Here is a 26314-nt window from a genome sequence, read left to right on the forward strand (position 1 = left end):
AATTATTAGCCAGCGGTGTCAAGGGGTTCCACTTTACACGCAGCCAAAATCGCTGCGGCATCCTGGTCGGCCAGCGCCTGCGCGACCTGCTGCCCCAAAGCCTGCGCAGTCGCCACATCATGCACGGCCCCGCTGACGCCGGCAGTCGCAATGCGGCTGCCATCGGGCGTCGCGACCATCGCGCGCAACTGCATCACGCCGCCCGACATGGTGGCGAATGCCGCCAGCGGAATCTGGCAGCTACCGCCAAAGGCTTTAGACACGGTACGCTCTGCACTGACGGCCTGCTCGGTTGGCGCATGGTTCAAAGCGGCCAGCCAGGCCGCCAGCTCCGGTCGATGCGCCGGGATTTCAATCGCCATGGCACCTTGCCCAGCCGCCGGCAAGCTTTGCGCAGGTTCGAGGCAGGCGCGAATTCTCTCTGGCAAACCCAGGCGTTTTAAACCGGCCGCCGCCAAAATAATCGCGGCATATTCGCCGCTATCCAACTTGCGCAAACGCGTATCCAGATTGCCGCGCAGAGGGCGAATAATCAACTGCGGGAAACGTGCCGCAATCAAAGCCTGACGACGCAAGCTACTGGTGCCGACGACAGCGCCGGCAGGCAAAGCATCCAGACCGGCATAATCGTTGGACACGAAGGCATCACGCGGATCTTCCCGTTCCAGCACGGCGGCCAAGGCAAAACCTTCGGGCAAATCCATAGGCACGTCTTTCAGCGAGTGCACTGCCAGATCGGCACGTCCTTCTGCCATCGCCACTTCAAGTTCTTTCACGAACAAACCTTTGCCACCGACCTTGGACAAAGCGCGATCCAGAATCTGGTCGCCACGTGTGGTCATACCGAGGATTTCGATTACACAATCGGGGTACAGTGCCGCCAGGCGATCGCGGACATGCTCTGCCTGCCACATGGCGAGCCGGCTTTCGCGCGAAGCAATGACTAATTTGGTGGGATGAGATGCGTTCAAGACAACAACCTTCAGTAAAATAGTGCCGAATTTTATCATGCGTACACCACTAGACTATGGTGCAGATCACGCATACGGATCGGCCAACTTGACAAAATATTGAGGCTGGCGGCATCATGGCGCAGCAAAAATGACTTATCCGATATGGTAAGCTAGCGGCACGCTAAAGTAACGAATCCACCGAACCAATCTGCCCCTGAAAGCAATACCGAATACAGTCCATCACCATGCCGCCCCAATGCGCGGCATTTTTTATGTGCCAATGAAGCGGGCAAACGCTCGCTTGATTAGCCGACAAGAACCAGTACAGCATATACAAAGCACACTATGAGCGATATCAATCAAGCAGCAGAAAATTCGAGCAGCACCATACTCGAAGCCGGCAAACAGCATCTGATCCTGACCGGCGACCGCCCTACCGGTCCATTGCACCTCGGCCATTTCGTCGGCAGTTTGCGTAACCGCGTCAAATACCAGCATGAATACCAGCAATACATCATGCTGGCCGATGCCCAGGCCCTGACCGACAACATGGATGATCCCGCCAAAGTGCATAACAATGTGCTGGAAGTCGCACTGGATTATCTGGCGGTGGGTATCGATCCGGCCAAGTCGACGATTTTTATCCAGTCGCAAATTCCCGAGTTGACCGAACTGACTTTTTACTACCTGAATCTGGTCACGGTAGCGCGCCTGGAACGCAATCCTACGATCAAGCAAGAAATCGTCTTGCGCAATTTTGAGCGCGATATTCCAGCCGGCTTCCTGACCTACCCGGTCAGTCAGGCTGCCGATATCACCGCATTCAAAGCCAGCCTGGTGCCGGTCGGCGACGATCAGATTCCGATGATAGAACAGACCAACGAGATCGTGCGCCGCTTCAACCGTCTGGCGAAAAAAGACATCCTGGTTGAATGCCAGGCACTGGTTCCTGAAATCGGTCGCTTACCAGGCATCGACGGCAAAGCCAAAATGAGTAAATCGCTCGGCAATACCATCAACCTCGGCGCCAGCGTGGCAGAGATCAAGGCGGCAGTCAAAAACGTCTATACCGACCCGCTGCATCTGCGTGTAGAAGACCCCGGCCATCTGGAAGGCAATGTCGCCTTTATCTATCTCGATGCATTTGATGCCGATAAAATCGCGCTGCAGGAAATGAAGGATCACTATGTACGCGGCGGCCTGGGCGACAGCAAAGTCAAAGCCCGTCTCGAAAGCATTTTGCAAGACATGCTGGCACCGATACGGACCCGTCGCGAAGAGTTCGCCAAGGACCGGGGACAAGTTCTGCAACTCCTGAAACAAGGCACAGAAAGAGCCAGAGAAGTTGCTGCCAGGACCACCGATGAAGTCAAAGCAGCCATCGGCCTGAAACATTTTTAACGAATTGAGATTAAACGATGAACTTGTTTGCTGTGCGTTTTCATGACAAACCAGATAAATTAGCGACTCGTAGTCAATTTTTGCAAGCACACCTAGATTGGTTAAATATACATAAAAATACGATTTTAGTAGCTGGCTCTTTGCGATTATCTCCAGATCAAGGGGCTATTGGTGGATTGTGGATTGTACAAGCTGAAGAGAAAAATCAAATAGAACAACTCTTGGTAGAAGATCCTTTTTGGAAAGCAGGGCTGAGAGAACGAGTTGAAATTTCATTTTGGTCAAAAGCTTTTCCTGACCGAATGACATTAATTTAAACACATGACAATCCTCGATCCCGGTCCCGACCTCAGCCTGGCATCCGCACGCGCACTGCATCTGGCCGCCCAAGGCTTGCTTGACGCGCCGCGCCGGCCAGCCACCAAGCAAGATGTGCTGCAACAGATACGCAATATGTCGGCACTGCAAATCGACACCATCAGCGTGGTCGCCCGCAGCCCTTATCTGGTGCTGTGGAGCAGGCTCGGCCATTATCCGCATGCCTGGCTGGAGGAGCTGCTGGAAGAAGGCAAAATCTTTGAATACTGGTCGCATGAAGCCTGCTTTTTACCGATAGAAGATTACGGCTGGTACCGCCACCAGATGATCTCGCCGCACAAGATGGGCTGGAAATACAATCAGCACTGGCTCAGCGAAAACCAAGAGCAGGTCACGCGCGTCAAACAACATATCAAGCAGCACGGCGCAACCCGTTCGGCAGATTTTGAACGCACCGATGGCAAGGCCGGCGGCTGGTGGGAATGGAAACCCGAAAAACGCGCCTTAGAAGTCTTGTTCACGACGGGCGAAGTGATGGTCGCCAGACGCCATAATTTCCAGCGGATTTACGACCTGCGTGAACGCGTCCATCCCAGCTGGAAAGACCAGCAGCATCTGCTGTCGCAGCATGATTGCCATCAGCAGCAAGTGCTGCGAGCGGTACGCGCACTCGGTGTCGCCAAAGCGAGCTGGATCGCCGACTATTTCCGGATGGCCAAACTTGACAAACGCCTGCAGCCGGAAATCCTGGCAGAACAAGGCTTGCTGCTCAAAGCCACCGTCGCTGGCTGGGATCAGGCGGTGTACGTGCACCCCGACCATGCCGCTCTGCTGGAGCGTGCCGTCGCAGGTAAACTCAAGGCAAGCAACACGCGTATTTTGTCGCCCTTCGATCCCGTGGTCTGGGACAGGAAACGGGCGATCGAGCTATTCGATTTCGACTACAAACTGGAGTGCTATACCCCGGCACCGAAGCGGCAATACGGCTATTTCACCTTACCGATCTTGCGTAACGGTGCGCTGATCGCCAGGATGGATGCCAAAGCCCATCGCAAAGAAGGCCGGTTCGAGATCAAGGCCTTGCATCTGGAAGCCGGCGTCCGCATCAGCCAGGCGCTGGCAACCGATATCGCCAGAGTCGTCCAGGAGTTTGCGGGCTGGCACGCCTGCGATCAGATCGAGGTCGTCTATTGCAAGCCTGAACCATTGCATGCGCTGCTAGCGCATTGTTTTTGATGACGTGTTTTGATGATGCGTATTGATGATGCATTAACTGATCTGGCGAAAGATTCGCCGCCAAAGCAGGCGTGGTTTTTGGAAGAATTTAAAATCTATCCGCAATCTGCATGCGGCTTTCAGACCGATATTGCTCTGTAAGCCTCATAGATGCTGCGTCTCTGCGTTGAACAATTTTCTTGGTTTTGCATAACCCTATTATTGTAAGGATTCTCCCACCCAGTCGACTTATCTGGACATAGCTTGTTGCGATTGATATGCCAGAAGGAGAGAATATGGTGCAGGCGATTGGCTCATCCGCTTCCGGCGCTATCAATGCGACGAACCCGACCAATTCCGCCGCGCTTGCGGCCAGCCTGCAAGCGCAGTTGGCCATCTACCAACAACAGCTATCCGATTGCGTCAATTGCGCTTCATCGAAAACCATAGAAGGCAAAGAGCAAATCCAATCCCTATCCGCCAAAATTAGTGGCGTCAGGGCCCGTATCGATCAGGTGAGCAGTACCAATGCGAATAGGCAAACAGTTCCATCAGCAACGAATCAGGATGCCGATATTGATCCCGGTAAGGTCTTGAACATATCGTCAGGTAAAGAAAATAATAGCGGGACGGGAGCGATCGCCTCTACCGCGAATCCGCATCTCGGCAGCAACGTCGATACTCTGGCCTAACCGAATTCGGCACGTTTACTGATTGGTCAAAGACGGCAAAATCAACAGCAAAGCAGGCAGGAATGACGCGCTTTACGGATCGCTCTATTTTCTCTTGCCCGCCAAATGCGCCACATCTTTCGTCGTATTTAACTACCGGATTAATAATATGTTTTTAAAGTTAGCGCACCAATGCCTTAATCACCGGCCACTGGCGGCGGGAAATCGGTAACCGCTCGGTGCAATCGCGCACGATCACTTGCCAGGATTCGGAAATTTTTTCATTCTCGCTATCGGCATCGACGATGCTGGTCGCCCGTTCTACGCCCATGATGGCGTTGCGCGCCACCAGCGCATTGCGGTGTACCCGGACTAACCGGTCCGACATTTCCTCTTCTAAAGAAGTCAGCGATTCTTCCAGCAGATAATTACGTGCTCTGGTATGTACAGTCACGTATTTTTGTTCGGCTTTTAAAAATAAAACCTCGGCAACCGGCACCAGTAGAACCCGGTTGCGCTCAAGCACCGAGAACGCCTGGCGTCTGGTCGGCAGGACGAGTGCGGGCTGGGTCGCGGCATGATTGACAGACAGCGTTGCCGCATTTTGCATGTGACTGACGCGCTGGATAGCTTCGGCCAGACGGGTGGCGCGCACCGGCTTGAGCAGATAATCCATGGCATGGACTTCGAAGGCTTTCAGCGCGTATTCATCATAGGCCGTGACAAAAATAATCGAGGGAGACGCAATCACGGCCTGCGACGACAGTGCTGATTTTTTCGATTCCAGCGCCCTCTGTCGCAGATGCTGCGCCAGTTCCAATCCCGTCATGCCCGGCATCTGTACATCGAGCAGCACGATATCGGGCTGATGCGCCTGTATCCCGTCCAATGCCGCTTGCGCCATGCTGGCTTCGCCGACTAATTCGCAGGGACACTCGGCCTGGATGTCCGTCAATAGCGTGGTCAGCCTTTGTCTTGCGGGCGCCTCGTCATCGACTATGAATATTGTGGGTTTAGTCATTTTTTATACGGAAAATACAATTGCACTACAAAGTGATCATCGACAATGTAATTCGTCATTTGCGCCTCGATATCGTAGAGCAGGCGCAGGCGCTGTCGTATGTTCTCCAGTGCCATTTGATTGCCGCCAGGCACATCCGCATCCGTGTGAAAAGGATTGCTGATGCGGATTTCTATTTTATCCAAACTACGCTGTATCGTGATACTGATCAGGGCAGCGCTCTGGGACGGTTCTACACCGTAATGTACGGCGTTTTCCAGCAAAGGTTGCAGCAGCAAACTGGCTATTTTTGTGTCGCGCAATTCTTGCGGCGTTAGGTTGACGGTATTCCATTCCACTTGCAGGCGATCGCCGAGCCGGATTTTTTCGATCGCCAGATATTGCCGACACAAATCGATCTCTTCCTTCAAGGTCGTGATGTCGCGGGTATCGCGCATCAGCACCCGGAACAAATCGGCCAGATCCTCCAGGGCGGTCTCGGCACGACGCGGTTCGACCCGGATCAGCGACAACACGGCATTGAGGCTATTGAATAAAAAATGCGGCCGTATTCTGGCCTGCAAAGCCTGCAAACGCGCTTCGCCCAACGCCGGAGAATAGGCACGGCTGCGCAATTCAAAATAATGCTGGAACGCGAGGCCGAACACAAAACACAATACCGTCGTGAAGATATCATTCAGGCGAGGAAAGCTGAAGACAAACCATTCAAAAGGTTCCAGCGCGCGTAACAACAAGATCGCCACCATCGCCGGCACCAGGCCGCAAGCCAGGCGCTGCAGCCAGGCCGGCGGCTTGTGCTGCCGGGTGTCGCGCTCGGCCAGTCGTCGCACGCCGCAGAGCACGAACAGCGACAACAGGCTGATCATTTCCACCAGCATGGCGGTTTCGATAAAATCTTGCAAATTCAGCAGCCAGCCCTGTCCGCGCGCCAGCAAGCTCAGCAATACCGAGAAATTGACGACGATTAAGACGCGAAATACGATGCCGATATTGCAGCAATCGGGAATCAGCCAATCCGCCGACGTGTACTTTGTTTGTTCATGCATAGGGGAAAACAGCCTCGGTGTTTTATAATCGGGGGATCCGTCGAATGTACGTCGACTCGCTTTTCATTAACTTTCTGCTATGACATCACAATTCTCGAAAAAAAGCGAGGCATGGTCTGCCCGTTTCTCCGAACCTGTCTCTGATCTGGTAAAACGTTACACGGCATCGGTGTTCTTTGATAACCGCATGGCGTCCTTCGATATCCAGGGTTCTCTGGCGCATGCGGAAATGCTGGCGGCCCAAAAAATCATCACGGCCCAAGATTATGCCGATATCCAGCGCGGCATGGCGCAGATTCAGGCAGAAATCGAGTCCGGCAAATTTACATGGCTGCTCGATCTGGAAGATGTGCACCTGAACATCGAGAAGCGTCTGACCGAACTGGTCGGCGACGCCGGCAAGCGTCTGCACACCGGTCGTTCGCGCAACGATCAGGTGGCGACCGATATCCGCCTGTATGTGCGCGCTGCGATTGACAATATCGTCGGTCTGCTGGGTGATCTGCGCTCTGCCCTGCTGGATCTGGCAGAGAACAATGCAGGCACGATCTTACCCGGCTTCACTCATATGCAAGTGGCTCAACCGATCACCTTTGGCCATCATATTCTGGCGTATGTCGAGATGTTCAGCCGCGATGCCGAACGCATGATCGATTGCCGCAAACGCGTAAATCGCCTGCCGCTTGGTGCCGCAGCCCTGGCAGGCACCACCTTCCCTATCGATCGCGAGCGGGTCGCCAGGACCCTGGGCTTCGACGATGTCTGCCACAACTCGCTGGACGCGGTATCCGACCGGGATTTTGCGATTGAATTCTGCGCCGCATCGGCCTTGATCATGACGCATATCTCGCGCATGTCGGAAGAACTGGTGATCTGGATGAGTCCGCGGGTGGGATTTATCGACATTGCCGATCGTTTTTGCACCGGCTCATCGATCATGCCGCAAAAGAAAAATCCTGATGTACCTGAGCTGGCGCGCGGCAAAACCGGGCGCGTGAACGGTCATCTGGTCGCCCTGCTGACCTTGATGAAGGGCCAGCCGCTGGCCTACAACAAAGACAATCAGGAAGACAAGGAACCGCTGTTCGATACCGTCGATACGATTACCGATACCCTGCGGATTTTTGCCGACATGGCAGGCGGCATCACGGTCAAGCCGGAAGCGATGCGCGCGGCGGCCTTGCAGGGCTATGCAACAGCCACCGATCTGGCCGACTACCTGGTCAAGCGCGGCCTGCCGTTCCGCGATGCGCATGAGGCAGTGGCGCATGCGGTCAAGACCTGCGTCGATAAGGGCTGCGATCTCAGCGATATGAGTCTGCAAGATTTGCGCGCCTTCTCGACCTTGATTGAAGACGACGTGTTTGCGGTGCTGACGCTGGAAGGCTCGGTCGCCGCCCGCGATCACATCGGCGGCACCGCGCCGAATCAGGTCAAGGCCGCGATCGCCCGCGCCCGTAGCAAACTGGCGGCTTCGTAACAGGATCAATCGACTGGGAGAGGTGCGCTTAGTGACAGCGCACCGCCTTGTTTCAGCTCACATCATCATTGCTGTCAGCGCCTCAACGCCAGCGCAATCAAGTGCATTTCCCGACCTGAAGATAAGCGACCAATTACTTTGGGATGCCTGAATAAAAATACTGCTTTTATCTCTTTCAGGCATCCAAACTCCACCCGGCTCCTTTATACTCGTTACGGCTTTTGACGCCGTGACGCCACGGAGCAGAAATCTGCTCATCGCAGTTGATATATCTGGCGTACTTTTGAGCGCCCTCGATCATGTCATGAGTGCCGTTGTTTAGCTTTCGTAATACCTATAAAAAATAAAACAAACACTGGAGATATCACATGCAAGTATTTCTGCGCCTGTCCAGATGGATCGACGTGATGAATGAGCGTCTCGGCAGCCTGGCCAACTTGATGATTTTGTTGTCATGCGTCGTCAGCGCCTCCAATGCGTTAATACGCTATGGATTTGACTGGAGCGATAACTGGCCATTGGAATTGCAATGGTATTTATTCGGCGCCTCGGTCATGCTGGGCGCTTCGTATACTTTTCAAAAAAATGAACATGTCAGGGTCGATCTGATCTATGCCCACGTATCGGATCGCACCCGTCTGTGGATCGATATCTTCGGCATCGTGCTGTTTCTGTTCCCGTCTTGCATCCTGTTCTCGTGGCTGGCCTGGAAATCACTGTTCCTGCCATCCTGGGAGATCCTCGAGCAATCCAGTAACTCGGGAGGCTTGCCGCGTTATCCGATCAAATTGATCGTGCCGCTCGGCTTTGCCTTACTGAGCTTACAGGGCCTGTCTGAACTGATCAAACGCATTGCCTCGCTGGCTGGCAAGACGCATCTGGAAGCGCAATACGAAAGGCCAGTCCAATGATCGCTTTAGAATACATGCCGCCACTGATGTTTGCCGGCCTGGTGGTATTTATGCTGGTCGGTTTTCCCGTGGCGTTTTCCTTGCTGGCGGTCGGGCTCTCGTTCGGCATATTATCGATACAGCTTGGTTTTTTTAATGTCGCATTTCTGCAGGCGGTGCCGCAACGTATTTTTGGCAGCGTGCTCGCCAACGACTTATTGCTGGCGATTCCCTTCTTCACCTTCATGGGGGCGATCCTTGAAAAATGCGGATTGGCCGAAGACATGCTCGACTCCATTGGGCAATTATTCGGTCCTGTCCGCGGCGGCCTGGGTTATTCCGTGATCATCGTCGGTTTTATTCTGGGTGCGATCACCGGCACGGTCGCGGCCCAAGTCATCGCGATGGCAATGATCTCGCTGCCTGTCATGATGCGCTACGGCTACAACATGCGCTACACCACCGGCGTACTGGCAGCATCCGGCACGATTACCCAACTGGTGCCGCCATCGCTGGTACTGGTAGTGCTGGCCGATCAGTTGAAAACGCAAACCTCCAGCGCTGACGTCGGCAGCATGTATCTCGGTGCCTGGGGTCCGTCGCTGGTGCAGATTTTCCTGTTTATTCTTTACACCTTCATTCTTGCCCGCATCAAGCCTGACTGGCTGCCAGCCGTGCCGAAAGAAGCCAGAACCTTGCAAGGATGGGCTTTATGGAAAAAATGCCTGCAAGGGATCATTCCCTCAGCCGTGCTGATTTTCATGGTGCTCGGCACCATGATGCTGGGGATTGCAACGCCCACTGAATCCGGCGCGATGGGGGCACTTGGCGCAATCATTCTGGCGGTATTGCGGGATAAGGAATTCACCCAAAAAGATCGCTGGGCTTTCCGTTTTGGATTGATCGCCATCGGTGTCGCTGTGACTATCGGCCTGTTCTTTTACTCGGATGAGGCCGGTCTTAGCAAGCCGCTCAAATCCCTATTGCAAATTGCCTTGCTGGTGGTCTACGCCGCCATCGTCTGGCTGATCGCACGCGCTTACAGAATCAGCGAATTGCGCCGGCTGATCACGCTCGGCTACCAGTCGACTATGCGTATCACCGCGATGGTGGTGTTCATCCTGATCGGCTCCACCTGCTTTTCTGTCGTGTTTCAAGGTGTGGACGGCGGTCCCTGGGTTGAGCATCTGTTCACATCATTACCTGGCGGCTGGATAGGATTTCTGCTGATCGTGAACCTGTTCATTTTTTTCCTGGCGTTCTTCCTGGATTTTTTTGAAATCGCCTTTATCGTGGTGCCGATGCTGGCCCCGGTTGCTGAAAAAATCCTGTCGCCGGTGCTGCTTGACAGCATGGGCAGTCCGCAAGCCGCGTCCTCTGCGGCGCTGGTCTGGTTCGGCGTCATGTTATGCGTGAATATGCAAACCTCGTTCATGCATCCGCCTTTCGGCTTTGCCTTGTTCTACCTGCGTGGCGTGGCGCCGAAAGAAGTCAAGAGTTCCGATATTTACTGGGGCGCGTTACCCTGGGTCGGCCTGCAATTGATCATGGTCGCGCTGGTCATGTGCTTCCCGGTGATGGTCACGGCGCTGCTTGACAAGGGAGTCAACCAACCTGTCTCGGATAATCTGCTGATTGAACAGCAACGGGAAGAACCGGAGGCCGAGATCAAGCCGCCTGTTTTTAGTGCGGAAGCCCGCAAACCCGCCGCCCAGGCACCTGCATCGATCCCGGAAGAGGAGCCGCCAAAATTCCAGTTTCAGGAAGCACCGAAATAAATTGAATGCCGGTTTATACATTTCATAGCGATAATTTTTTCGGAAATGAAATAGCCCATCCCATTAGTAAAATGCCTGAAGTATGGTTTGCTTCGGGCATTTCTTATTTGGCGCACTTACATTTGTTCTGTTTAGCAAACCATAAGCTGTTGCTCTCTGATACTGAACAACAATTAAGCAATAAATCGATCAACTCTATGACATTATTTCCTCATCAAATTTCGTGATGCTGACAATCCGCATTTGCATAGTGTCAATATTTAACGTTGGAAGAAATTGGCTTTTTTACTAAAAATATTTAATTTAGTATACATCTCTACAAATAAGTAAAATAATCTACCTTATGAAATGGATATTACTTATCAGCAGTCTCCCCACCGGGAACGCAACCGTCAGGATGCGCGCCTGGCGGGCGCTTAAAACTTCCGGCGCAGTCGTCTTGCGTGATGGCGTTTATCTGATGCCCGACCATGACTTCTGTAAAGCAGCGCTTGATGCTATCGCCACTGATGTGATTTCTGGCGGGGGTAGCGCATCAATCTTGCGTGTTGAAGAGCCGGATGCAACTGATTTTGCCAGTCTGTTTAAGCGTAATGAAGAATTCACTGCCTTATTAGCCGATGTCGCTAAAGTGCAAGACAGCCTATCCAATGACACCGTGCAGGAAACATTGAAGCAAACGCGCAAGCTACGCAAAGTATTTGCCACGATTGCAGAAATCGATTTCTTTCCGGGAGAAGCCCAGGCGCACGCCAATGCCGCCTTACAAGAACTGGAACTCAATATTGCCCGCGTTCTAACTCCTGATGAGCCTCACGCTATGACAGGATCCATTTCTCGTCTCGCTATCAGCGATTTTCAAGGACGCCGCTGGGCGACACGCTGCCGCCCTTGGGTAGACCGTCTTGCCTGTGCCTGGCTGATACGGCGCTTTATTGATCCACAGGCCCAACTTCTCTGGTTGACGTCGCCTGACGACTGTCCGGCAGATGCATTGGGTTTTGACTTTGATGGCGCGACATTCAGTCACGTAGCGAATCGCGTCAGTTTCGAGGTGTTGTTGGAAAGCTTTGGTCTGGACTCCCCCGCTTTACGGCAATTATGCGCATTAGTGCATTACCTTGACGTAGGCGGCATACAACCACCTGAATCAGTAGGGATAGAAAGTGTGCTGGCTGGCATGCGTACCACCATCACTGGCGATGACCAGCTCGTACTTGCTGCAAGCAGCGTGTTTGATGGTTTGCTGGCGACTTTTCAATCGAGCAAAACACAGGAGAATCCAGGTGGCTGACCTCATTCCATCGGCTAATTCAGCGTCCCCGACTAATTCAGATCAACCGTTCAAGCCGGCCTATACCTTGTGGCAACTCCTTGTGTATTTTTTGCGTTTGGGCACTCTCGGTTTTGGCGGACCGGTCGCATTGGTGGGTTATATGCACAGGGATCTGGTCGTTGAACGTGACTGGATTACCGAAGAAGATTACAAAGAAGGTTTAGCCCTGGCACAACTTGCGCCAGGGCCACTGGCGGCACAATTAGCGATCTATCTGGGCTATGTCCACTATCGCATTCTCGGTGCAACAGTGGTGGGTATCGCCTTCGTACTTCCTTCATTTTTGATGGTAGTGGGTTTGGGCTGGGCGTACGTGCATTTCGGCGGTTTGTCCTGGATGCAATCGGTATTTTATGGTGTGGGTGCGGCAGTCATCGGTATCATCGTCATGAGTGCAAAAAAACTGACGCAAAAGAGTGTGGGTAAAGATAAATTGCTGTGGGCGATTTACCTGTTGCTTGCCACCGTGACGGCGATTACCGAATCGGAAATTGCCTGGTTGTTTATTGCAGCAGGTGTCTTAGTGTGGCTCATGCGTGCGCCGCCGAAATGGCTCAATTCAGGTAAATTGCATGCGGCGGGTTTGGCGCAAGCGCCGTTAGCATTCGCTCTGCTGGATGAAGTCGAGTTGTCAGTGTTGTCGCAGATCGCCGTGTTCTTTGCCAAAGCGGGGGCATTTGTTTTTGGCTCGGGGCTCGCTATCGTTCCCTTCTTGTATGGCGGCGTGGTAACAGAACACCACTGGCTGACCGATAAACAATTCGTTGATGCAGTTGCCGTTGCCATGATTACGCCAGGTCCTGTCGTCATTACCGTCGGCTTTATCGGCTATCTGGTGGCGGGCTTGTCAGGGGCAACGGTTGCGGCTTTAGCGACTTTCTTGCCCTGCTATCTATTCACCATTATCCCGGCACCATACTTTAAGAAATACGGCAAAGTCCCCGGCGTACTTGCCTTTGTCGATGGGATTACGGCCGCCGCAATAGGCGCGATTGCAGGCTCTGTGTTTGTGATCGCGAAACGCTCGATTATTGATATTCCCACTGCACTCATTGCACTAACGACGATCGTGTTGTTATGGAAATTTAAAAAACTTCAAGAACCGCTCGTGGTCGCTGTTGCGGCGGTTCTTGGCGTTTTGATTTATCCGTTACTTCCTCACTAATCTCACTTTATCCCCCTCACGCAAAAAATTCCGCAGATCGACGATAAAGACCGCAGTTGCTCTTGTATTTTCTCCGTGTCTCGGTGGTGGAAAGTGTTAATTTTTGCATCACGCCTAAGTTTAATAGAACGGCTTGAGAAATGACGAAGCTTTTTTGAAACAACTGCTCGTCATTACATTCGTCGTCCAATGCCAGAAAACGACAATACAATAGTCCTTGAGTGAGCTAAACAGCAATGATTTGCTCAATTTCCTAAATAAAACATCAAAAAAAAATCAAGGTACGAAAAATCCTTCATACTTCAAAGCAATTCTAGTGTTGAATAGGTCAATCATTTCAATATCGTTTTATGAACAACTGATAGCTAAACATAGCTACTTGGTTTGCCAGGATTCATTCACTTTAATTTCATGACGACATTTAAACCAATTCCGCTATTGCGACTACCTGCGTTATGGACAATCAGTATATTTTCTGCGGTCCTGCTGACGGTATTGTCGTTGCTATTATTAGTAAGTCAATTTACCTTTAGCTATGCTCAAAACGAGGCCGAGCAACGACTTCAACGACTCGCATGGCAAATGCGCGATTCGCTGGATCTGGTGATGCAAAAAGCCGTCGGGGATGTGCAGTTAGTATCGAATCTAAAAGAAATCAAAGATGCCAATGATCTCAAGGAAACCCGCAACATCCTCGACAGCTTGCAAAAAACTTTCCCCTCCTATGCATGGATAGGGTTAGCTGATCCCAAAGGCACGGTATTAGCGGCGACACAAGGATTATTAGAAGGCCAGGATGTCAGTCAACGGCCCTGGTTTCAGCAAGGTCAGCAATCGCTGTATATGGGCGACTATCATCCCGCATTATTATTGGAAAAAAAACTCCCCTACAGTGCCGAACCCTGGCGCTTTGTCGACGTATCTATTCCCATTACCAGGAGCGACGGCAGCTACCGTGGTGTCATGGGCGTGCATCTTAGCTGGGCATGGGCAAGGCAAACCGCGCAGAATCTGCTTACCCCCGCCGGAAATCAGTATGCTGCCGATATTCTGATCATCCGCGAGGATGGGACCGTTCTGCTGGGACCAAAATCGATGGAAGAAACAAAAATAGATCTTGCTAAATTAAAACTATCGCTTGCAGATAAAAACGACACGAAAAGGGAACATTGGGCAGACGGTCATACCTATCTGATGAGCTATGCAACGACCGACCAAGCCCTCAGCCATCCCAATTTGCACTGGACCATTTTGGTCCGTCAGCGCGAAGAGCTTGCCATGGCGGCCTCTTATCAATTACAAAAAAATATCATGCTGCTTGGTGGCTTGCTGGGCCTGATCATGGCGCTGCTTGCCTCCCTCTTATCGCGACGCCTGTCAAAGCCGCTGAACCAGCTCAGCGCGGCAGTTGAGGCGCGGGCTGATAATCAAAATGCCACCGCCATCCCCTTGGTGAGCGGCTTTTATGAGGCCCGCTTATTATCCAAGACCTTATCTGAAATGATTGCCAGCGAGGAAAAAAACCGGCTTGCACTGGTAGAAATCAATGAACACCTGGAATCCACTGTAGCGCAACGAACCGGAGAAATTGCGAAAAAGGCCAATGAATTGGAACTCTCTCTGAGGGAGCAAAAAAATGCACAGAACAGGCTACAAGCGATAGCAGATAATCTGCCCTCCATCATCACCTATATCGATGCTAACGAACGTCACGTTTTCGTGAATGCCTACGTCACCACCATGTACGAGATAGCACCGCAAGACCTGATAGGCAAAACGGTCAGAGAAGTCAACGGCGACGATATCTATGCAGAACTCGCCCCTTATGTACAGGCGGCGCTTCGTGGAGAAGCCGTGAATTTTGAGAGTGAGCGCACCGTAGGCGAACTGCGCCATTTCTATCAATTTAACTACATACCGGCAAAAAATCCGGCCGGCGACGTTGAAGGATTTTATGCCATGACGTTCGATATTACCGAACGAAAGCGCATAGAACTGATGAAGAGTGAATTCGTGGCGACTGTCAGCCATGAATTGCGCACCCCGCTGACCTCCATCAACGGCGCGCTACGGCTTATCGGTGCAGGATTAGCGGGTGACATCTCCAAAAAAACGCAAGACCTGGTCGATATCGCCACCAGAAATTCCGAACGATTGCTGAGATTGATCAACGACATCCTGGATATGGAAAAAATTGAATCGGGCAATATGGAATTTACAATTCACCCGGTCAACCTGATATCGCTGATACAAGAATCGGTGGCATCTACTATGTCATTCGCCGAGCAACACCATATACGCCTGCTTTTTCAGTCAGTCGAACCAGAGTTCATCGCCCAGGTCGATAAAGACCGTCTGTCACAAGTCATCACCAACCTGATATCGAATGCCATCAAATTCTCTCATTCCGGTGGCGAAGTGCGCATCAGCATCGAGCATAGAAATCAAGCTGTGCGCATCAGCATCAGCGATCGGGGTTGCGGCATACCCAGGGATTTTTATGACAAGATTTTTCAAAAATTTTCGCAAGTCGACAGTTCAAATATCAAGAAAAAGGGAGGCACCGGTTTAGGACTCAGCATCTGCAAAACGATCATTGAACAAATGCACGGAAAAATTGGCTTCACTTCTGAGGTCAATGTAGGTTCGACCTTCTATGTCGACCTCCCCTTGACTTGATTCACGCAAAAAGCAAAACCTTTCACCGCAGAGACACGGAAAAAAAGGCAAATGAACCCGCAAGCTGGGTGCGCCTGTTGGCGCGAAATGTCTCTGAAAGCCGCATCCAGCCTGCGGTCTCGATCTAAATATATCTGAATGAAAGCCTGAACGAACATAAAAAAACCGCACATCATGTGCGTTTTTTCCGTCAGGCCGATTCCAATTACTTCAACGCCCGTACCATGTTGAAGCGGGCGAATGATTGCTCTGCCACGTTGAACCATTGACCTTGATTGTTGCGGAACACGACCCAATCGTCATAGACTTTTTTGAATTTCGGATTCTTGGCAGCTTCTTCCGTGAAAGCCTCTTGAGCCGCCTTAAAGCAGGCATCCATCACCGGTTGAGGGAAAGGTTTCAGAACAATTTTATTTTGCAGCAAGCGTCCAAGCGCGGCCGGATTTTTTGCATCATACTTGGCCTGCATATCGGTATGCGCCTCAAAACTTGCCACCTCGATTGCCTGTTGAAACAGCTTAGGCAACTTGTCCCATTCTTTTTTGCCGACGTAGAAAGACAATTGCGCGCCGCCCTCCCACCAGCCTGGATAGTGATACACCTTCGCCACTTTATAAAAACCCAGTTTTTCGTCATCGTAGGGGCCCACCCATTCCGCCGCATCGATCGTACCTTTTTCCAAAGCGGGGTAAATATCGCCGCCGGGAATTTGCTGAGGCACGGTACCAAGTTTCGCCATGACCTTGCCGGCAAATCCGCTGATACGGAATTTCAAGCCTTTCAGATCTTCCAGTGTTTTGATCTCTTTACGGAACCAGCCGCCCATTTGCGTACCGGTATTGCCACCCAAAAAATTGACCACGTTGTAATCGGCATAAAACTCGCGCATCAATTTCATGCCGTTGCCATGCAACATCCAGGCCGTCTGCTGACGCGATGTCAGGCCAAACGGCACCGCTGTATCAAACGCGAATGTCGCGTCTTTACCGTAATAGTAATAACCTGCCGTATGTCCGATCTCTACGGTGCCATTTTGCACAGCATCGAGAACCTGCCCGCCCGGCACGATCTCTCCAGCGGCAAAAGGCCGAATATTTAATTTCCCTTCGGTCAGTTCTTTGACGCGGTTGCAAAATAGTTCGGCGGTGCCGAAAATGGTATCCAAACTTTTGGGGAAACTGGACGCCAGTCGCCAGTTGAGTATTGGGGTATCCGATGCCATTGCGGGTAAGCCCGCTGCGCCGGCAGACGCACCTACTGCAGCTTTTTTTAGAAAGGAACGACGTTCCATACCATCTCCGATATGTTAATAATGACCGGAACCATTTCCGGACTCAACAAAACCGAAATCATTCTATGGGGCTAATTAGTCGCTCGCAATAAATGTTCGTATTGCAACGCAACATCTGTTCAGGAAAACAAAAATAATCCTCCCGGTATGATTTGTTTTTTTACGCGCTCTGGTGCGGACTGGTAACTTTGTTTCTACAATTGGGCAAAACGAGATACTGTTTCGCTTTAAAATTGTGAACAAGTTAAAAATCTCACGCCAGTACCCTCTCAATCACGCACAGATCCGGTAAAAAATAATTCATGGATATCACCAGTCCGCAATTCTGGTTCGCAGTCTTTCAAATCATGACCATCGACATCTTGCTGGGCGGTGATAATGCGGTGGTGATTGGTCTTGCATGCCGCAGACTTCCTGAGCGTCAGCGCAAGCTGGGTATTTTCTGGGGAATGGTGGGGGCGATTGCATTGCGCACCGGCTTGATTATGTTCGCCCTGAATTTGCTGGCCATTCCGTATTTGAAAATTGCCGGCGCCTCGCTATTGCTATGGATAGGCGTAAAACTATTGATGCCGGAATCCGCTGAAGAACCGGAGATCGACGGCGGCACAACCCTATTCACCGCGATCAAAACCATCATCATTGCCGATGCCGTGATGAGCATGGACAACGTCATTGCGATTTCAGGCGCTGCCGGCGACAACAATGTGCTGGTGATTTTCGGTTTATTGCTCAGCGTACCTATCATTGTCCTTGGCAGTCAACTGGTGCTGAAATTGATGGACCGTTTTCCGCTGGTGATTTATATAGGCGCTGCCATGCTGGGCTGGATTGCCGGCGCGATGTTCACAGAAGATGCGGCGATCAGCGACTGGATCAAACACCATATTCCAGCAGCAATCCCGTATGCGCCGATCGCGGGCGCTTTATTCGTCGTTGCATTCGGAGCGCTGCTTGCATCGAGAATAAAAGGGAACCCTGACAAGTAATCAAGGTTCCGCTTAGTTCCGTTTAATTACCGGCAACCATCATACTCTCAATCAAAATCGAACCGGTCTGCTTGGTACCGCGTGTCAGGGTATCGGCACCAATGGCGACGATCTGCCGGAATATCTCGCGCATGTGGCCGGCGATCGTGATTTCTTCCACCGGGTATTGGATCACGCCATTTTCTACCCAATAGCCGGAGGCACCGCGTGAATAGTCGCCTGTCACATAATTCACGCCTTCGCCCATCAATTCGGTGACCAGCAAGCCGGTACCCATTTTTTTCAGCATCGCTTTGAAATCGTCGGTGCGTTGCGTAAGCGCCGAAGTCATCGACAAATTATGCGAGCCGCCTGCATTGCCGGTGGTTTTCATTCCCAACTTGCGTGCTGAATAAGTGGACAGGAAATATCCTTGCACCACGCCGTTCTTCACCACATCGCGCCGCTGCGTTTTGACGCCTTCATCATCGAAGGGCGATGAGCCTACCGCGCCGATCACATGCGGATCTTCCAAAATCTCGATATGCGATGGAAAAACCTGTGTGCCCAGACTATCCAGCAAGAAGCTTGATTTGCGATACAGCGCGCCGCCGGATACCGCCTGCACAAACGTTCCCAGCAAGCCTGCTGCTAAGGGTGCCTCGAACAATACCGGGCACTTGCGGGTACCGAGCCTGCGTGCATTCAGGCGCGCCAGAGCGCGTTCTGCGGCATAACGACCGATGGCTTCCGGGGAGGCGAGTTTTTTGGCATTGCGTTGTGATGAATACCAGTCGTCACGCTGCATGCGTGCGCCTTTGCCGGCAATCGGCGCAACTGAAATCGTATGACGCGAAAACGGATAGCCGCCCATGAAACCGCGCGAATTTGCCGCGACAAAATGCGATTGCTGCGCATGGACGCTGGCGCCCTCGCTGTTCGTGATGCGCTTATCGACCGCAAAGGCAGCCGCTTCGGTGCGCGCGGCGAGGTCGATCGCTTCTTCTGCGCTGATCAGCCAGGGATAGCAGAGCTTTAAATCCTGCGGATGTTTTTCCAGCAATTCAGCCTCCGGCAAACCGGCGCAATCATCTTCAGCGGTAAAGCGGGCGATGTTGTAGGCCGCATCCACCGTCGCTTGCAGCGATGCACCGGAAAAATCGGAGGTACTCGCGTTGCCGCGCTTTTGGCCGATATACACGGTCACACCGATGCCTTTATCGCGGTTCTGTTCGATAGTTTCAACCTTGCCTTTACGTACGCTGATCGACAAACCGCCGCCTTCGCTGATTTCTACAGCGGCGTCAGTAGCGCCTTTTTCGCGCGAAAACCGCAAAACATCTTGTGCAATTTGCTTTAATTGATCTTGCGTATGGGTAAAAACTGGCTTGCTCATAGGCTGGGTTTCTTTGGAGTCGAAGATAAAAAGGGTATCATAGCAGCCGTTTCATTAGTTTATAGAATAAAGGCGCATACATTATGCCAAATCCAAACAGGGGCTCGTGCGGCTACCAATCCAGCGAATTCGAGCAAGAATACGAACGCCCCTCCAAATCCCAGCTCAAACGCGAGAGCGACGCCCTGCAGAAACTCGGGCAAGAATTGATCGACCAGCCGCGTGATCGCGTTAAACGCGTGCCGATGCCGGAAGACGTGCGCGATGCGATCCTGGAATGCCAGACCATCAAGGACCACGAAGGTCGCCGCCGTCAGCTGCAATTCGTCGGTAAAAAAATGCGCACCCTGGATGAAGCGGAAGTCGCGCTGATCCAGAAGACCATCGATAGCTGGAAAGGCAAATCCAAATCCGATACCGCCGCCATGCACGCGCTGGAGCGCAAGCGGGAAAAACTGCTGACGGACGATAAAGCCTTGACCGAACTGCTAGAGCAAAATCCAGAACTCGACGTCCAGCATCTGCGCACGCTGATCCGCAATGCGCGCAAAGAACAAGCCGAGAACAAACCGCCCAAAGCCTATCGGGAGATTTTCCAGATTCTGAAAGAAATTCAGATGGCGCAGCGTGCCGCCCTGAAAAAAGCTTCCGGTGATGCCAGCGACGCTGACGATGCGGAAGATGAAGACGATCTCGATGATGCCGACAGTGATCACGAGCAACATGAAGACTGATATGCTCAATAGCGCTGCCAGCAATGCACCGGACCATCTGAAAATCGGCCTGGTGTCCATCTCTGACCGCGCTTCGGCGGGCATCTATCAAGACCAGGGCTTACCCGCCCTGCAAGACTGGTTTGGCAATGCCCTCAGCAGCTCATGGAGCATGGAAACCCGTCTGATTCCCGATGAGCGTGCTGCGATAGAGCAGGCCTTGATTGAACTGGTCGATCAGGCCAGATGCCATCTGGTGATCACGACTGGCGGTACCGGCCCATCGCGCCGCGATGTCACGCCGGAAGCCACGCTGGCCGTTGCAACTAAAGAGATGCCAGGTTTTGGCGAGCAGATGCGGCAGATCAGCCTACAGTTCGTACCGACCGCGATTTTATCGCGTCAGGTCGCGGTGATCCGCGAAGCCGGCGATCATGCTGCCTTGATCCTGAATTTGCCGGGCCAGCCGAAATCGATCAAAGAAACGCTGGAAGGCTTGAAAGACGCTGACGGCAAGCAACTGGTGTCCGGTATTTTTGCCGCCGTCCCGTATTGCATCGACCTGATAGGCGGACCTTACATCGAGACGCATGAGGCGGTGTGCAAGGTGTTTCGCCCGAAATCCGCATTGCGCGTGAAGCCATAATCTCCCCTTCCCGCTTACAGGAAACGAGTCCAAGCAAGCTGACACCGGCAACCATGAGCGACAGTAAAATCAACGCCATCAGACGCAGCGCCCTGACCGCGATTCTGGCGCTCATCACGACCAACAGTTTTAGCCAGTCCCCAGCCACCACCAAATCCACACCCAACTCCAAATCCAAAATGACATCCTTACTCGACACCATTGAACTCGAAAGCGCCCCGAATCCGACCGTCGCGATTATCTGGATGCACGGTCTGGGAGCCGATGCAAACGACTTCGTGCCTATCGTGAAAGAGCTGAATCTCAAAGGCTGTCCGGCGATCCGCTTCGTCTTCCCGAACGCTCCCAGCATGCCGGTGACCATCAACGGCGGCTATGTGATGCGCGCCTGGTACGATATTCTGGGCACTGACATCGCACGGCGTGAAGACGAAAAAGGGCTGCGCAGGTCCCAAACCGCGATCGAGCAATTGATTGCGCGTGAAAAAGCGCGCGGCATCCCGGCCAGCCGCATCATGCTCGCCGGCTTCTCGCAAGGCTGTGCGATGACCTTGCAAACCGGCCTGCGTTATCCGGAAAAACTCGCGGGCCTGCTATGCCTGTCTGGCTATGTGCCCTTGCGTGAAGTGGTCGCCAGCGAGCGTCATGCATCGAATCAGCACACGCCGATCTACCTTGCACATGGTCGCGCTGACCCCGTCATTCATATCGACCGCGCCGAACAATCACGCGATCTGCTGAAGACTCTGGGTTATCCGGTCGAATGGCATGAATACATGATGCAGCACTCAGTCTGCCAGGAAGAAATCGACGACATCAGCGCCTGGTTAAAACGTGTGTTGACGGCGTAATTCGCTCGACAGGACACGCTGATGAGCCGGGCTAGCGGAACTCAATGAAACATATACTCCGATAGAGTATTTTTAGATGACGCGATAAATAATGCGGGAATGAACATGTTTTTACCTATACTCCCGCATTTCTTATACTCACGGAAAGACAGCGCATGACCGGACCCGCGACCAGGCAAGTCCCCCGGCAAACCCAGGTGCTGTTCGTGCACGGCATGGGGCGTACGCCGCTATCGGCATTTCCTTTGCTGTCGCGCTTGCGCGAGCATGGCTTGCAAACCTATAGCTTTCATTATTTCGTTGCGCTGGAAAATTTTGCAACGATACAAGCCAGACTGGTCAAGCAACTCTGCGCGATCGCCGCCAAGGGCGAGTATGTCTTGATTGGTCATTCGCTGGGTGGCGTATTATTGCGCGCCGCGCTCAATGCATTGCCAGCGGGCACGCGCCAGCCTGATCAATTATTTTTGCTCGGCTCTCCCATCACTGCCTCGCGGATAGCCGGCCGCATCCGCGATCTGTTGCCGTTTCAAATCATCAGCGGCGACTGCGGGCAATTGCTGTCGAGTCCAGAGCGCATGTCAGCCATAGGCAGCGTCAGCACGCCCACGATTGCGATTGTCGGCAATAAAGGCATCAAGGGAAAATACAGTCCGTTTGGCGACGAAGATAACGATGGCGTCGTCTCGATTTCGGAAGCCTATGCAGCGTGGGCGGAGCAGGAAATTCTGTTACCTGTGATGCACACGCTGATGCCGTCGAGTCGCCTGGTGAGCGAGGCGCTGATTAAGAATCTACGCCGGACTGACAAAGGTGCTCAACGGCAGGAGGCCTGATTCGTCGGATGTGCGCTCAACCACAGAATTAAGTCACTCCGCCAACTGTGATTTCATCCATTGCTTCAGTCCATCCACCCAGGCTTTGGCACGCAAATTATATTTTTTCCTGATCATGCCGGCACGTTCATACAGCTCGCTGAAATCTATTTTCGGCGCATTCTTGAACGCGATGACGACCAGGTTCTCATCATCGACGGCGGGCAGCCAGACTACCGCATCAAAGACCAATTCCATCGCCTGAATATTTTTTTCGTAGCTGGCGTAATCACCGAATACATTGGTCGTCATGATGCCGTCTGGCGCCATGCAATCAAAGCACGCCTGATAAAACTCCGGACTATCCAGCACCGGACCGTTCGAAATTTCGTCATACAGGTCAACTTGCAATATGTCGATCGCGCCATGATTGGCCTGATCGAGCACGAACGCCAGGGCGTCGGCATTGAGCACGCGCAGCCGCTCATCGTTCGGCGGCAGGGCAAACATAGCTTCGCAGGTACTGATCACGGCGGGATTCAACTCCACCGCGGTGACCCTGCTCGCGGCGAATTGACGATAGCTGAATTTGGTCAGGGCTGCCGAGCCGAGGCCGAGTTGCACGATATGCGCTGGCGCATGTTGAAACAACATCCAGGCCATCATGTTCTGTACGTATTCCAGTTCGATCGCATCCGGCTTGCTCAACCGCATCGCGCCTTGCACCATCGGCGTCCCGAGATGCAGAAAACGTACGCCATCGTCTTCGGATGTCGTGACGATTGGCAGAACGGATGGAAAATGCATACAGCGATCCGGCATACGGTTAATCTGCCTTGAAGGTTTCCAGATCGATCTGCACCGAGTCCTCACCCGCCGTCATCCAGATTTGTCCATCCTGGATCGTGCATTGGAGTTGCATATTTCTTTGCGCCATTTTTGCCAAGGCCTGACTGGCAGCGGCAGGCACATTCATCACGCGCAGATTTTTTGCGCGATCGAGACGGCTATTCATCTGCTTCCACCAGATGTCGCTGGTGCTGGCATAACTATAGGCGAGTACCTTATCGGAGCGGCCGCAGGCTTTAAGCAGGCGGCGGTCGTCCGGCTGTCCCACTTCTACCCATAACTGGATCGCGTCGGTGTAATCTTTTTCCCATAAATCGGGTTCTTCGGTATCGGAGATGCCTTTGCCAAATGTCAGTTTTTCACTGGCATGGATAGCGAATGCCAACACCCGTATCATCATGCGCTCGTCTGTTTCGGATGGATGACGGGCAATAGTCAGACTATGGTCGGCGTAATAGCCGCGATCCATGTCGGAAATGTTCAAGTCGGCTTTGTAAATAGTGGATTTGAGTGCCATACAACTTCTACTTTAAAAAAACAAATGGGGCGGCGTATGCAGCCCGCCATCGGTGGCATTGTCAGTGCGCCTGGTACGATTGGTGTTGTTTATTTAAAAACCACGGTCTTATGACCGTTCAACAAAATACGATGTTCAATAAAACATTTGACCGCGCGTGCCAACACCACACATTCGACGTCACGTCCGATCGCTGTCAGCGTCTCCGGTTCCATTGCGTGGTCAACGCGCTCTACGTCCTGCTCAATAATCGGGCCTTCATCAAGATCGCCGGTCACAAAGTGGGCAGTGGCTCCAATCAATTTGACGCCACGTTCATGCGCCTGATAGTAAGGCTTGGCGCCTTTAAAACTTGGCAAGAACGAGTGGTGAATATTGATCGCCTTACCCTTCAAGGCATTGCATAATTCGGGCGACAGGATTTGCATATAGCGTGCCAGCACCACCAGTTCGATCTCATTGCTCTCGACGATATCGAGCACTTTTTGCTCTTGCGTACGCTTGGCATCCGCGCCGGCGCCGGCAGCGAGTGGCAGGTGGTGAAAAGGAATATTGTAACTGGCGGCGAGCTGATAAAAATCGGTGTGATTCGACACAATCGCCTTGATCTCGACCGGCAGCAATCCGCTCTTATAGCGGAACAGCAAATCGTTCAGACAATGGCCAATTTTCGATACCATCAACATCACACGCGGTTTGTGGCGTGCATCATGCAATTGCCACTCCATCTGAAACTGCGCTCCCAGCATCGCAAAGTCGGCACGCAATACCGCATCGCCAAAGCTGGCATCTTCTGCCGCGAAATGGACGCGCATAAAAAACAAGGCTGACTGTGCATCGCCAAACTGGGCAGAATCAATAATATTGCAACCGTGATTGACTAAAAAACCGGAAACGTTATGGACAATACCGCGTTGATCAGGACAAGAGAGCGTGAGGATATATTCTGGGTGCATAATGCGTAGTTAATAATTCAATATGAATGAGGTGGGTCTCAGTTCAGAACATTGACGGGTAAGTCAATCGTCCTGTCGGCCGCGCAACATTGTCCGCAAGCATAGGCGCGGCAATGAAGGTTTTGTGTTGATCCCGATTATCTTGTGCATAGCAGGAAACGCGGTAGCGCCACACCGTATTGTCGCATGAGCGGACGACAATCGAATTAAAAAGCACGACCGTTCTAATTAAGGTATAGTGGTGCACCTCAAATTTAATTGAGCTTTTACCGCCACGCTATTACCGGCCACTGTATTTGCGCTTTCAATCCAGGAGACATCATGACAACAGCACTCATCAATCAGCAATTTAGACTAGCAGCACGCCCAGTAGGCTCGCCCAAGCATAGCGACTGGACATTTACCTCTGAGCCGGTACGCGAAATTGCCGACGGCGAAATCGCGGTGCAAGCGATTTATCTGTCATTGGATCCGGCCATGCGCGGCTGGATGAACGAAGGCAAGTCGTATATCCGTCCGGTTGCGATCAATGAAGTCATGCGTGCCGGCGGGCTGGGCAAGGTCATCGCATCCAAATCACCGCGCTTTGCGGTCGGCGAATATGTCTCCGGCAGTATCGGCGTGCAAAATTACTGGGTCGGCGCAGCCGACGATAAAGCGGCGGGCTTTTATAAAGTCGATCCGAAACTCGCCCCCCTACCCAAATACCTGAACGCCCTCGGCATGCCAGGCATGACCGCCTACTTCGGCTTGCTCGATGTCGGCATGCCCAAAGCCGGTGAAACGGTCGTCGTCTCCGGTGCCGCAGGTGCGGTAGGCCAGACCGTCGGCCAGGTCGCCAAGCAAAAAGGTTGCCGCGTGGTCGGCATCGCCGGCGGCAAAGACAAATGCGATTTCGCGGTCAAGGAATTGGGTTTCGACGCCTGCATCGACTATAAAAACGGCTCAGTCAAAGACGGCTTGAAAGAACATTGCCCGAACGGTGTGGACATTTATTTCGACAATGTCGGCGGCGAAATTCTGGACACGGTACTGACCCGTATCAATATGAAAGCCCGTATCATCATTTGCGGCGCAATCTCCCAGTACAACAACACCACGCCAGTCAAAGGCCCGGCGAATTATCTGTCCTTGCTGGTCAATCGCGCCCGCATGGAAGGCATCGTGGTATTTGACTATGCAGCGCGCTACGGCGATGCCGTCAAAGAAATGGGTGCGTGGATGGCGCAAGGCAAATTCCACACACGCGAAGATATCGTCAAAGGTATCGAAACTTTCCCGGATACTTTGATGATGCTGTTTGAAGGCAAGAACTTCGGCAAACTGATTTTGCAGGTGGGCGAAGAATAATGAGTGCAA

At 52.5% G+C, this 26314-nt stretch carries 25 protein-coding genes; 17 read left to right on the plus strand and 8 right to left on the minus strand.

Translation table 11 applies throughout. From position 1 onward, the window contains the following. Positions 1-5 precede the first annotated feature (5 nt). Complete coding sequence (hemC, locus tag LPB67_RS08010) at positions 6-1010, minus strand: hydroxymethylbilane synthase (RefSeq protein WP_410482716.1); 1005 nt, start codon at positions 1008-1010, stop codon at positions 6-8. A gap of 288 nt (positions 1011-1298) precedes the next feature. On the opposite strand from hemC, the gene trpS reads away from it, so the two are divergent. From trpS to LPB67_RS08035, 5 genes are all read left to right on the plus strand, one after another. Further along, positions 1299-2354, plus strand: a complete 1056-nt coding sequence (gene trpS / locus LPB67_RS08015) for a tryptophan--tRNA ligase (RefSeq protein ID WP_262836597.1) — start codon at positions 1299-1301, stop codon at positions 2352-2354. Positions 2355-2371: 17 nt separating this feature from the next. After that, positions 2372-2671 (plus strand): YciI family protein, encoded by a 300-nt coding sequence (locus tag LPB67_RS08020; RefSeq protein ID WP_262836598.1) that lies wholly within the window; start codon positions 2372-2374, stop codon positions 2669-2671. A gap of 4 nt (positions 2672-2675) precedes the next feature. Next, positions 2676-3908 (plus strand): winged helix-turn-helix domain-containing protein, encoded by a 1233-nt coding sequence (locus tag LPB67_RS08025; RefSeq protein ID WP_262836599.1) that lies wholly within the window; start codon positions 2676-2678, stop codon positions 3906-3908. A 12-nt stretch (positions 3909-3920) separates the two neighbouring features. Next, a complete protein-coding gene (locus tag LPB67_RS08030; RefSeq protein WP_262836600.1) occupies positions 3921-4049 on the plus strand; it encodes a hypothetical protein in 129 nt (42 codons plus the stop codon). 134 nt (positions 4050-4183) lie between these two features. Further along, positions 4184-4579 (plus strand): FlxA-like family protein, encoded by a 396-nt coding sequence (locus LPB67_RS08035; protein WP_262836601.1) that lies wholly within the window; start codon positions 4184-4186, stop codon positions 4577-4579. A 160-nt stretch (positions 4580-4739) separates the two neighbouring features. On the opposite strand, the gene LPB67_RS08040 is transcribed toward LPB67_RS08035, so the two are convergent. Continuing rightward, entirely contained in the window at positions 4740-5579 is an 840-nt protein-coding gene (locus LPB67_RS08040; RefSeq protein WP_262836602.1) for a LytR/AlgR family response regulator transcription factor, read from the minus strand. Next, complete coding sequence (locus LPB67_RS08045; RefSeq protein WP_262836603.1) at positions 5576-6625, minus strand: sensor histidine kinase; 1050 nt, start codon at positions 6623-6625, stop codon at positions 5576-5578. Before LPB67_RS08045 ends, LPB67_RS08040 begins: the two co-directional genes overlap by 4 nt. Before the next feature lie 79 nt (positions 6626-6704). Between LPB67_RS08045 and argH the strand changes: the two genes are divergently transcribed. The 6 genes from argH to LPB67_RS08075 all read left to right on the plus strand — a co-directional run bounded on the left by argH (position 6705) and on the right by LPB67_RS08075 (position 15953). Then, complete coding sequence (gene argH, locus LPB67_RS08050) at positions 6705-8105, plus strand: argininosuccinate lyase (protein WP_262836604.1); 1401 nt, start codon at positions 6705-6707, stop codon at positions 8103-8105. A gap of 368 nt (positions 8106-8473) precedes the next feature. Then, entirely contained in the window at positions 8474-9016 is a 543-nt protein-coding gene (locus LPB67_RS08055) for a TRAP transporter small permease subunit (protein ID WP_262836605.1), read from the plus strand. Then, complete coding sequence (locus tag LPB67_RS08060; protein WP_262836606.1) at positions 9013-10773, plus strand: TRAP transporter large permease subunit; 1761 nt, start codon at positions 9013-9015, stop codon at positions 10771-10773. The genes LPB67_RS08055 and LPB67_RS08060 overlap by 4 nt, the downstream gene beginning before the upstream one ends. Positions 10774-11116: 343 nt before the next feature. Continuing rightward, positions 11117-12067, plus strand: coding sequence for a chromate resistance protein (locus LPB67_RS08065; RefSeq protein ID WP_262836607.1), 951 nt, complete (start codon positions 11117-11119; stop codon positions 12065-12067). Then, positions 12060-13274, plus strand: a complete 1215-nt coding sequence (locus LPB67_RS08070) for a chromate transporter (RefSeq protein WP_262836608.1) — start codon at positions 12060-12062, stop codon at positions 13272-13274. The genes LPB67_RS08065 and LPB67_RS08070 overlap by 8 nt, the downstream gene beginning before the upstream one ends. A gap of 411 nt (positions 13275-13685) precedes the next feature. Then, positions 13686-15953, plus strand: a complete 2268-nt coding sequence (locus tag LPB67_RS08075; protein ID WP_262836609.1) for an ATP-binding protein — start codon at positions 13686-13688, stop codon at positions 15951-15953. Positions 15954-16158: 205 nt separating this feature from the next. Here the strand turns inward: LPB67_RS08075 and LPB67_RS08080 are convergent, their stop codons facing one another. Further along, positions 16159-17244: a TRAP transporter substrate-binding protein gene (locus LPB67_RS08080; protein ID WP_262836610.1), complete on the minus strand. Its 1086-nt coding sequence runs from the start codon at positions 17242-17244 to the stop codon at positions 16159-16161. 302 nt (positions 17245-17546) lie between these two features. Here LPB67_RS08080 and LPB67_RS08085 point away from each other — a divergent pair, with 302 nt between their 5' ends. Then, the gene (locus LPB67_RS08085) at positions 17547-18233 is read left to right on the plus strand and encodes a TerC family protein (protein ID WP_262836611.1); all 687 of its coding nucleotides are present in this window, start codon (positions 17547-17549) and stop codon (positions 18231-18233) included. A 22-nt stretch (positions 18234-18255) separates the two neighbouring features. On the opposite strand, the gene pmbA is transcribed toward LPB67_RS08085, so the two are convergent. Beyond that, positions 18256-19608, minus strand: a complete 1353-nt coding sequence (gene pmbA / locus LPB67_RS08090; RefSeq protein ID WP_262836612.1) for a metalloprotease PmbA — start codon at positions 19606-19608, stop codon at positions 18256-18258. A gap of 83 nt (positions 19609-19691) precedes the next feature. Between pmbA and yjgA the strand changes: the two genes are divergently transcribed. The 4 genes from yjgA to LPB67_RS08110 all read left to right on the plus strand — a co-directional run bounded on the left by yjgA (position 19692) and on the right by LPB67_RS08110 (position 22654). Next, positions 19692-20342: a ribosome biogenesis factor YjgA gene (gene yjgA, locus LPB67_RS08095; protein WP_262836613.1), complete on the plus strand. Its 651-nt coding sequence runs from the start codon at positions 19692-19694 to the stop codon at positions 20340-20342. Further along, positions 20332-20967: a molybdopterin adenylyltransferase gene (gene mog, locus LPB67_RS08100; RefSeq protein WP_262836614.1), complete on the plus strand. Its 636-nt coding sequence runs from the start codon at positions 20332-20334 to the stop codon at positions 20965-20967. The genes yjgA and mog overlap by 11 nt, the downstream gene beginning before the upstream one ends. A gap of 179 nt (positions 20968-21146) precedes the next feature. Then, positions 21147-21818, plus strand: coding sequence for an alpha/beta hydrolase (locus LPB67_RS08105; protein ID WP_262836843.1), 672 nt, complete (start codon positions 21147-21149; stop codon positions 21816-21818). Between the two features lie 155 nt (positions 21819-21973). Then, the gene (locus LPB67_RS08110) at positions 21974-22654 is read left to right on the plus strand and encodes a hypothetical protein (RefSeq protein WP_262836615.1); all 681 of its coding nucleotides are present in this window, start codon (positions 21974-21976) and stop codon (positions 22652-22654) included. A 33-nt stretch (positions 22655-22687) separates the two neighbouring features. On the opposite strand, the gene LPB67_RS08115 is transcribed toward LPB67_RS08110, so the two are convergent. The 3 genes from LPB67_RS08115 to purU form a co-directional block, all read right to left on the minus strand. Next, entirely contained in the window at positions 22688-23440 is a 753-nt protein-coding gene (locus LPB67_RS08115; protein WP_262836616.1) for a spermidine synthase, read from the minus strand. A gap of 19 nt (positions 23441-23459) precedes the next feature. Further along, the gene (locus LPB67_RS08120; RefSeq protein WP_262836617.1) at positions 23460-23999 is read right to left on the minus strand and encodes a YaeQ family protein; all 540 of its coding nucleotides are present in this window, start codon (positions 23997-23999) and stop codon (positions 23460-23462) included. Between the two features lie 89 nt (positions 24000-24088). After that, positions 24089-24958 (minus strand): formyltetrahydrofolate deformylase, encoded by an 870-nt coding sequence (purU, locus tag LPB67_RS08125; RefSeq protein ID WP_262836844.1) that lies wholly within the window; start codon positions 24956-24958, stop codon positions 24089-24091. A gap of 318 nt (positions 24959-25276) precedes the next feature. On the opposite strand from purU, the gene LPB67_RS08130 reads away from it, so the two are divergent. Beyond that, the gene (locus LPB67_RS08130; protein ID WP_262836618.1) at positions 25277-26305 is read left to right on the plus strand and encodes an NADP-dependent oxidoreductase; all 1029 of its coding nucleotides are present in this window, start codon (positions 25277-25279) and stop codon (positions 26303-26305) included. Positions 26306-26314: the final 9 nt, after the last annotated feature.

Source organism: Undibacterium sp. Jales W-56 (assembly GCF_025548535.1).
GTDB lineage: Bacteria > Pseudomonadota > Gammaproteobacteria > Burkholderiales > Burkholderiaceae_D > Undibacterium.

Coding starts and splice junctions, on each gene's coding strand:
- LPB67_RS08110 (WP_262836615.1), top strand. CDS start 21,974: ATGACCGGACCCGCGACCAGGCAAGTCCCCCGGCAAACCCAGGTGCTG.
- LPB67_RS08080 (WP_262836610.1), bottom strand. CDS start 17,244: ATGGAACGTCGTTCCTTTCTAAAAAAAGCTGCAGTAGGTGCGTCTGCC.
- LPB67_RS08040 (WP_262836602.1), bottom strand. CDS start 5,579: ATGACTAAACCCACAATATTCATAGTCGATGACGAGGCGCCCGCAAGA.
- LPB67_RS08030 (WP_262836600.1), top strand. CDS start 3,921: ATGATGCGTATTGATGATGCATTAACTGATCTGGCGAAAGATTCGCCG.
- LPB67_RS08045 (WP_262836603.1), bottom strand. CDS start 6,625: ATGCATGAACAAACAAAGTACACGTCGGCGGATTGGCTGATTCCCGAT.
- LPB67_RS08025 (WP_262836599.1), top strand. CDS start 2,676: ATGACAATCCTCGATCCCGGTCCCGACCTCAGCCTGGCATCCGCACGC.
- LPB67_RS08115 (WP_262836616.1), bottom strand. CDS start 23,440: ATGCATTTTCCATCCGTTCTGCCAATCGTCACGACATCCGAAGACGAT.
- LPB67_RS08060 (WP_262836606.1), top strand. CDS start 9,013: ATGATCGCTTTAGAATACATGCCGCCACTGATGTTTGCCGGCCTGGTG.
- pmbA (WP_262836612.1), bottom strand. CDS start 19,608: ATGAGCAAGCCAGTTTTTACCCATACGCAAGATCAATTAAAGCAAATT.
- mog (WP_262836614.1), top strand. CDS start 20,332: ATGAAGACTGATATGCTCAATAGCGCTGCCAGCAATGCACCGGACCAT.
- yjgA (WP_262836613.1), top strand. CDS start 19,692: ATGCCAAATCCAAACAGGGGCTCGTGCGGCTACCAATCCAGCGAATTC.
- trpS (WP_262836597.1), top strand. CDS start 1,299: ATGAGCGATATCAATCAAGCAGCAGAAAATTCGAGCAGCACCATACTC.
- LPB67_RS08020 (WP_262836598.1), top strand. CDS start 2,372: ATGAACTTGTTTGCTGTGCGTTTTCATGACAAACCAGATAAATTAGCG.
- argH (WP_262836604.1), top strand. CDS start 6,705: ATGACATCACAATTCTCGAAAAAAAGCGAGGCATGGTCTGCCCGTTTC.
- hemC (WP_410482716.1), bottom strand. CDS start 1,010: ATGATAAAATTCGGCACTATTTTACTGAAGGTTGTTGTCTTGAACGCA.
- LPB67_RS08065 (WP_262836607.1), top strand. CDS start 11,117: ATGAAATGGATATTACTTATCAGCAGTCTCCCCACCGGGAACGCAACC.
- LPB67_RS08075 (WP_262836609.1), top strand. CDS start 13,686: ATGACGACATTTAAACCAATTCCGCTATTGCGACTACCTGCGTTATGG.
- LPB67_RS08105 (WP_262836843.1), top strand. CDS start 21,147: ATGACATCCTTACTCGACACCATTGAACTCGAAAGCGCCCCGAATCCG.
- LPB67_RS08035 (WP_262836601.1), top strand. CDS start 4,184: ATGGTGCAGGCGATTGGCTCATCCGCTTCCGGCGCTATCAATGCGACG.
- LPB67_RS08085 (WP_262836611.1), top strand. CDS start 17,547: ATGGATATCACCAGTCCGCAATTCTGGTTCGCAGTCTTTCAAATCATG.
- LPB67_RS08120 (WP_262836617.1), bottom strand. CDS start 23,999: ATGGCACTCAAATCCACTATTTACAAAGCCGACTTGAACATTTCCGAC.
- LPB67_RS08055 (WP_262836605.1), top strand. CDS start 8,474: ATGCAAGTATTTCTGCGCCTGTCCAGATGGATCGACGTGATGAATGAG.
- LPB67_RS08130 (WP_262836618.1), top strand. CDS start 25,277: ATGACAACAGCACTCATCAATCAGCAATTTAGACTAGCAGCACGCCCA.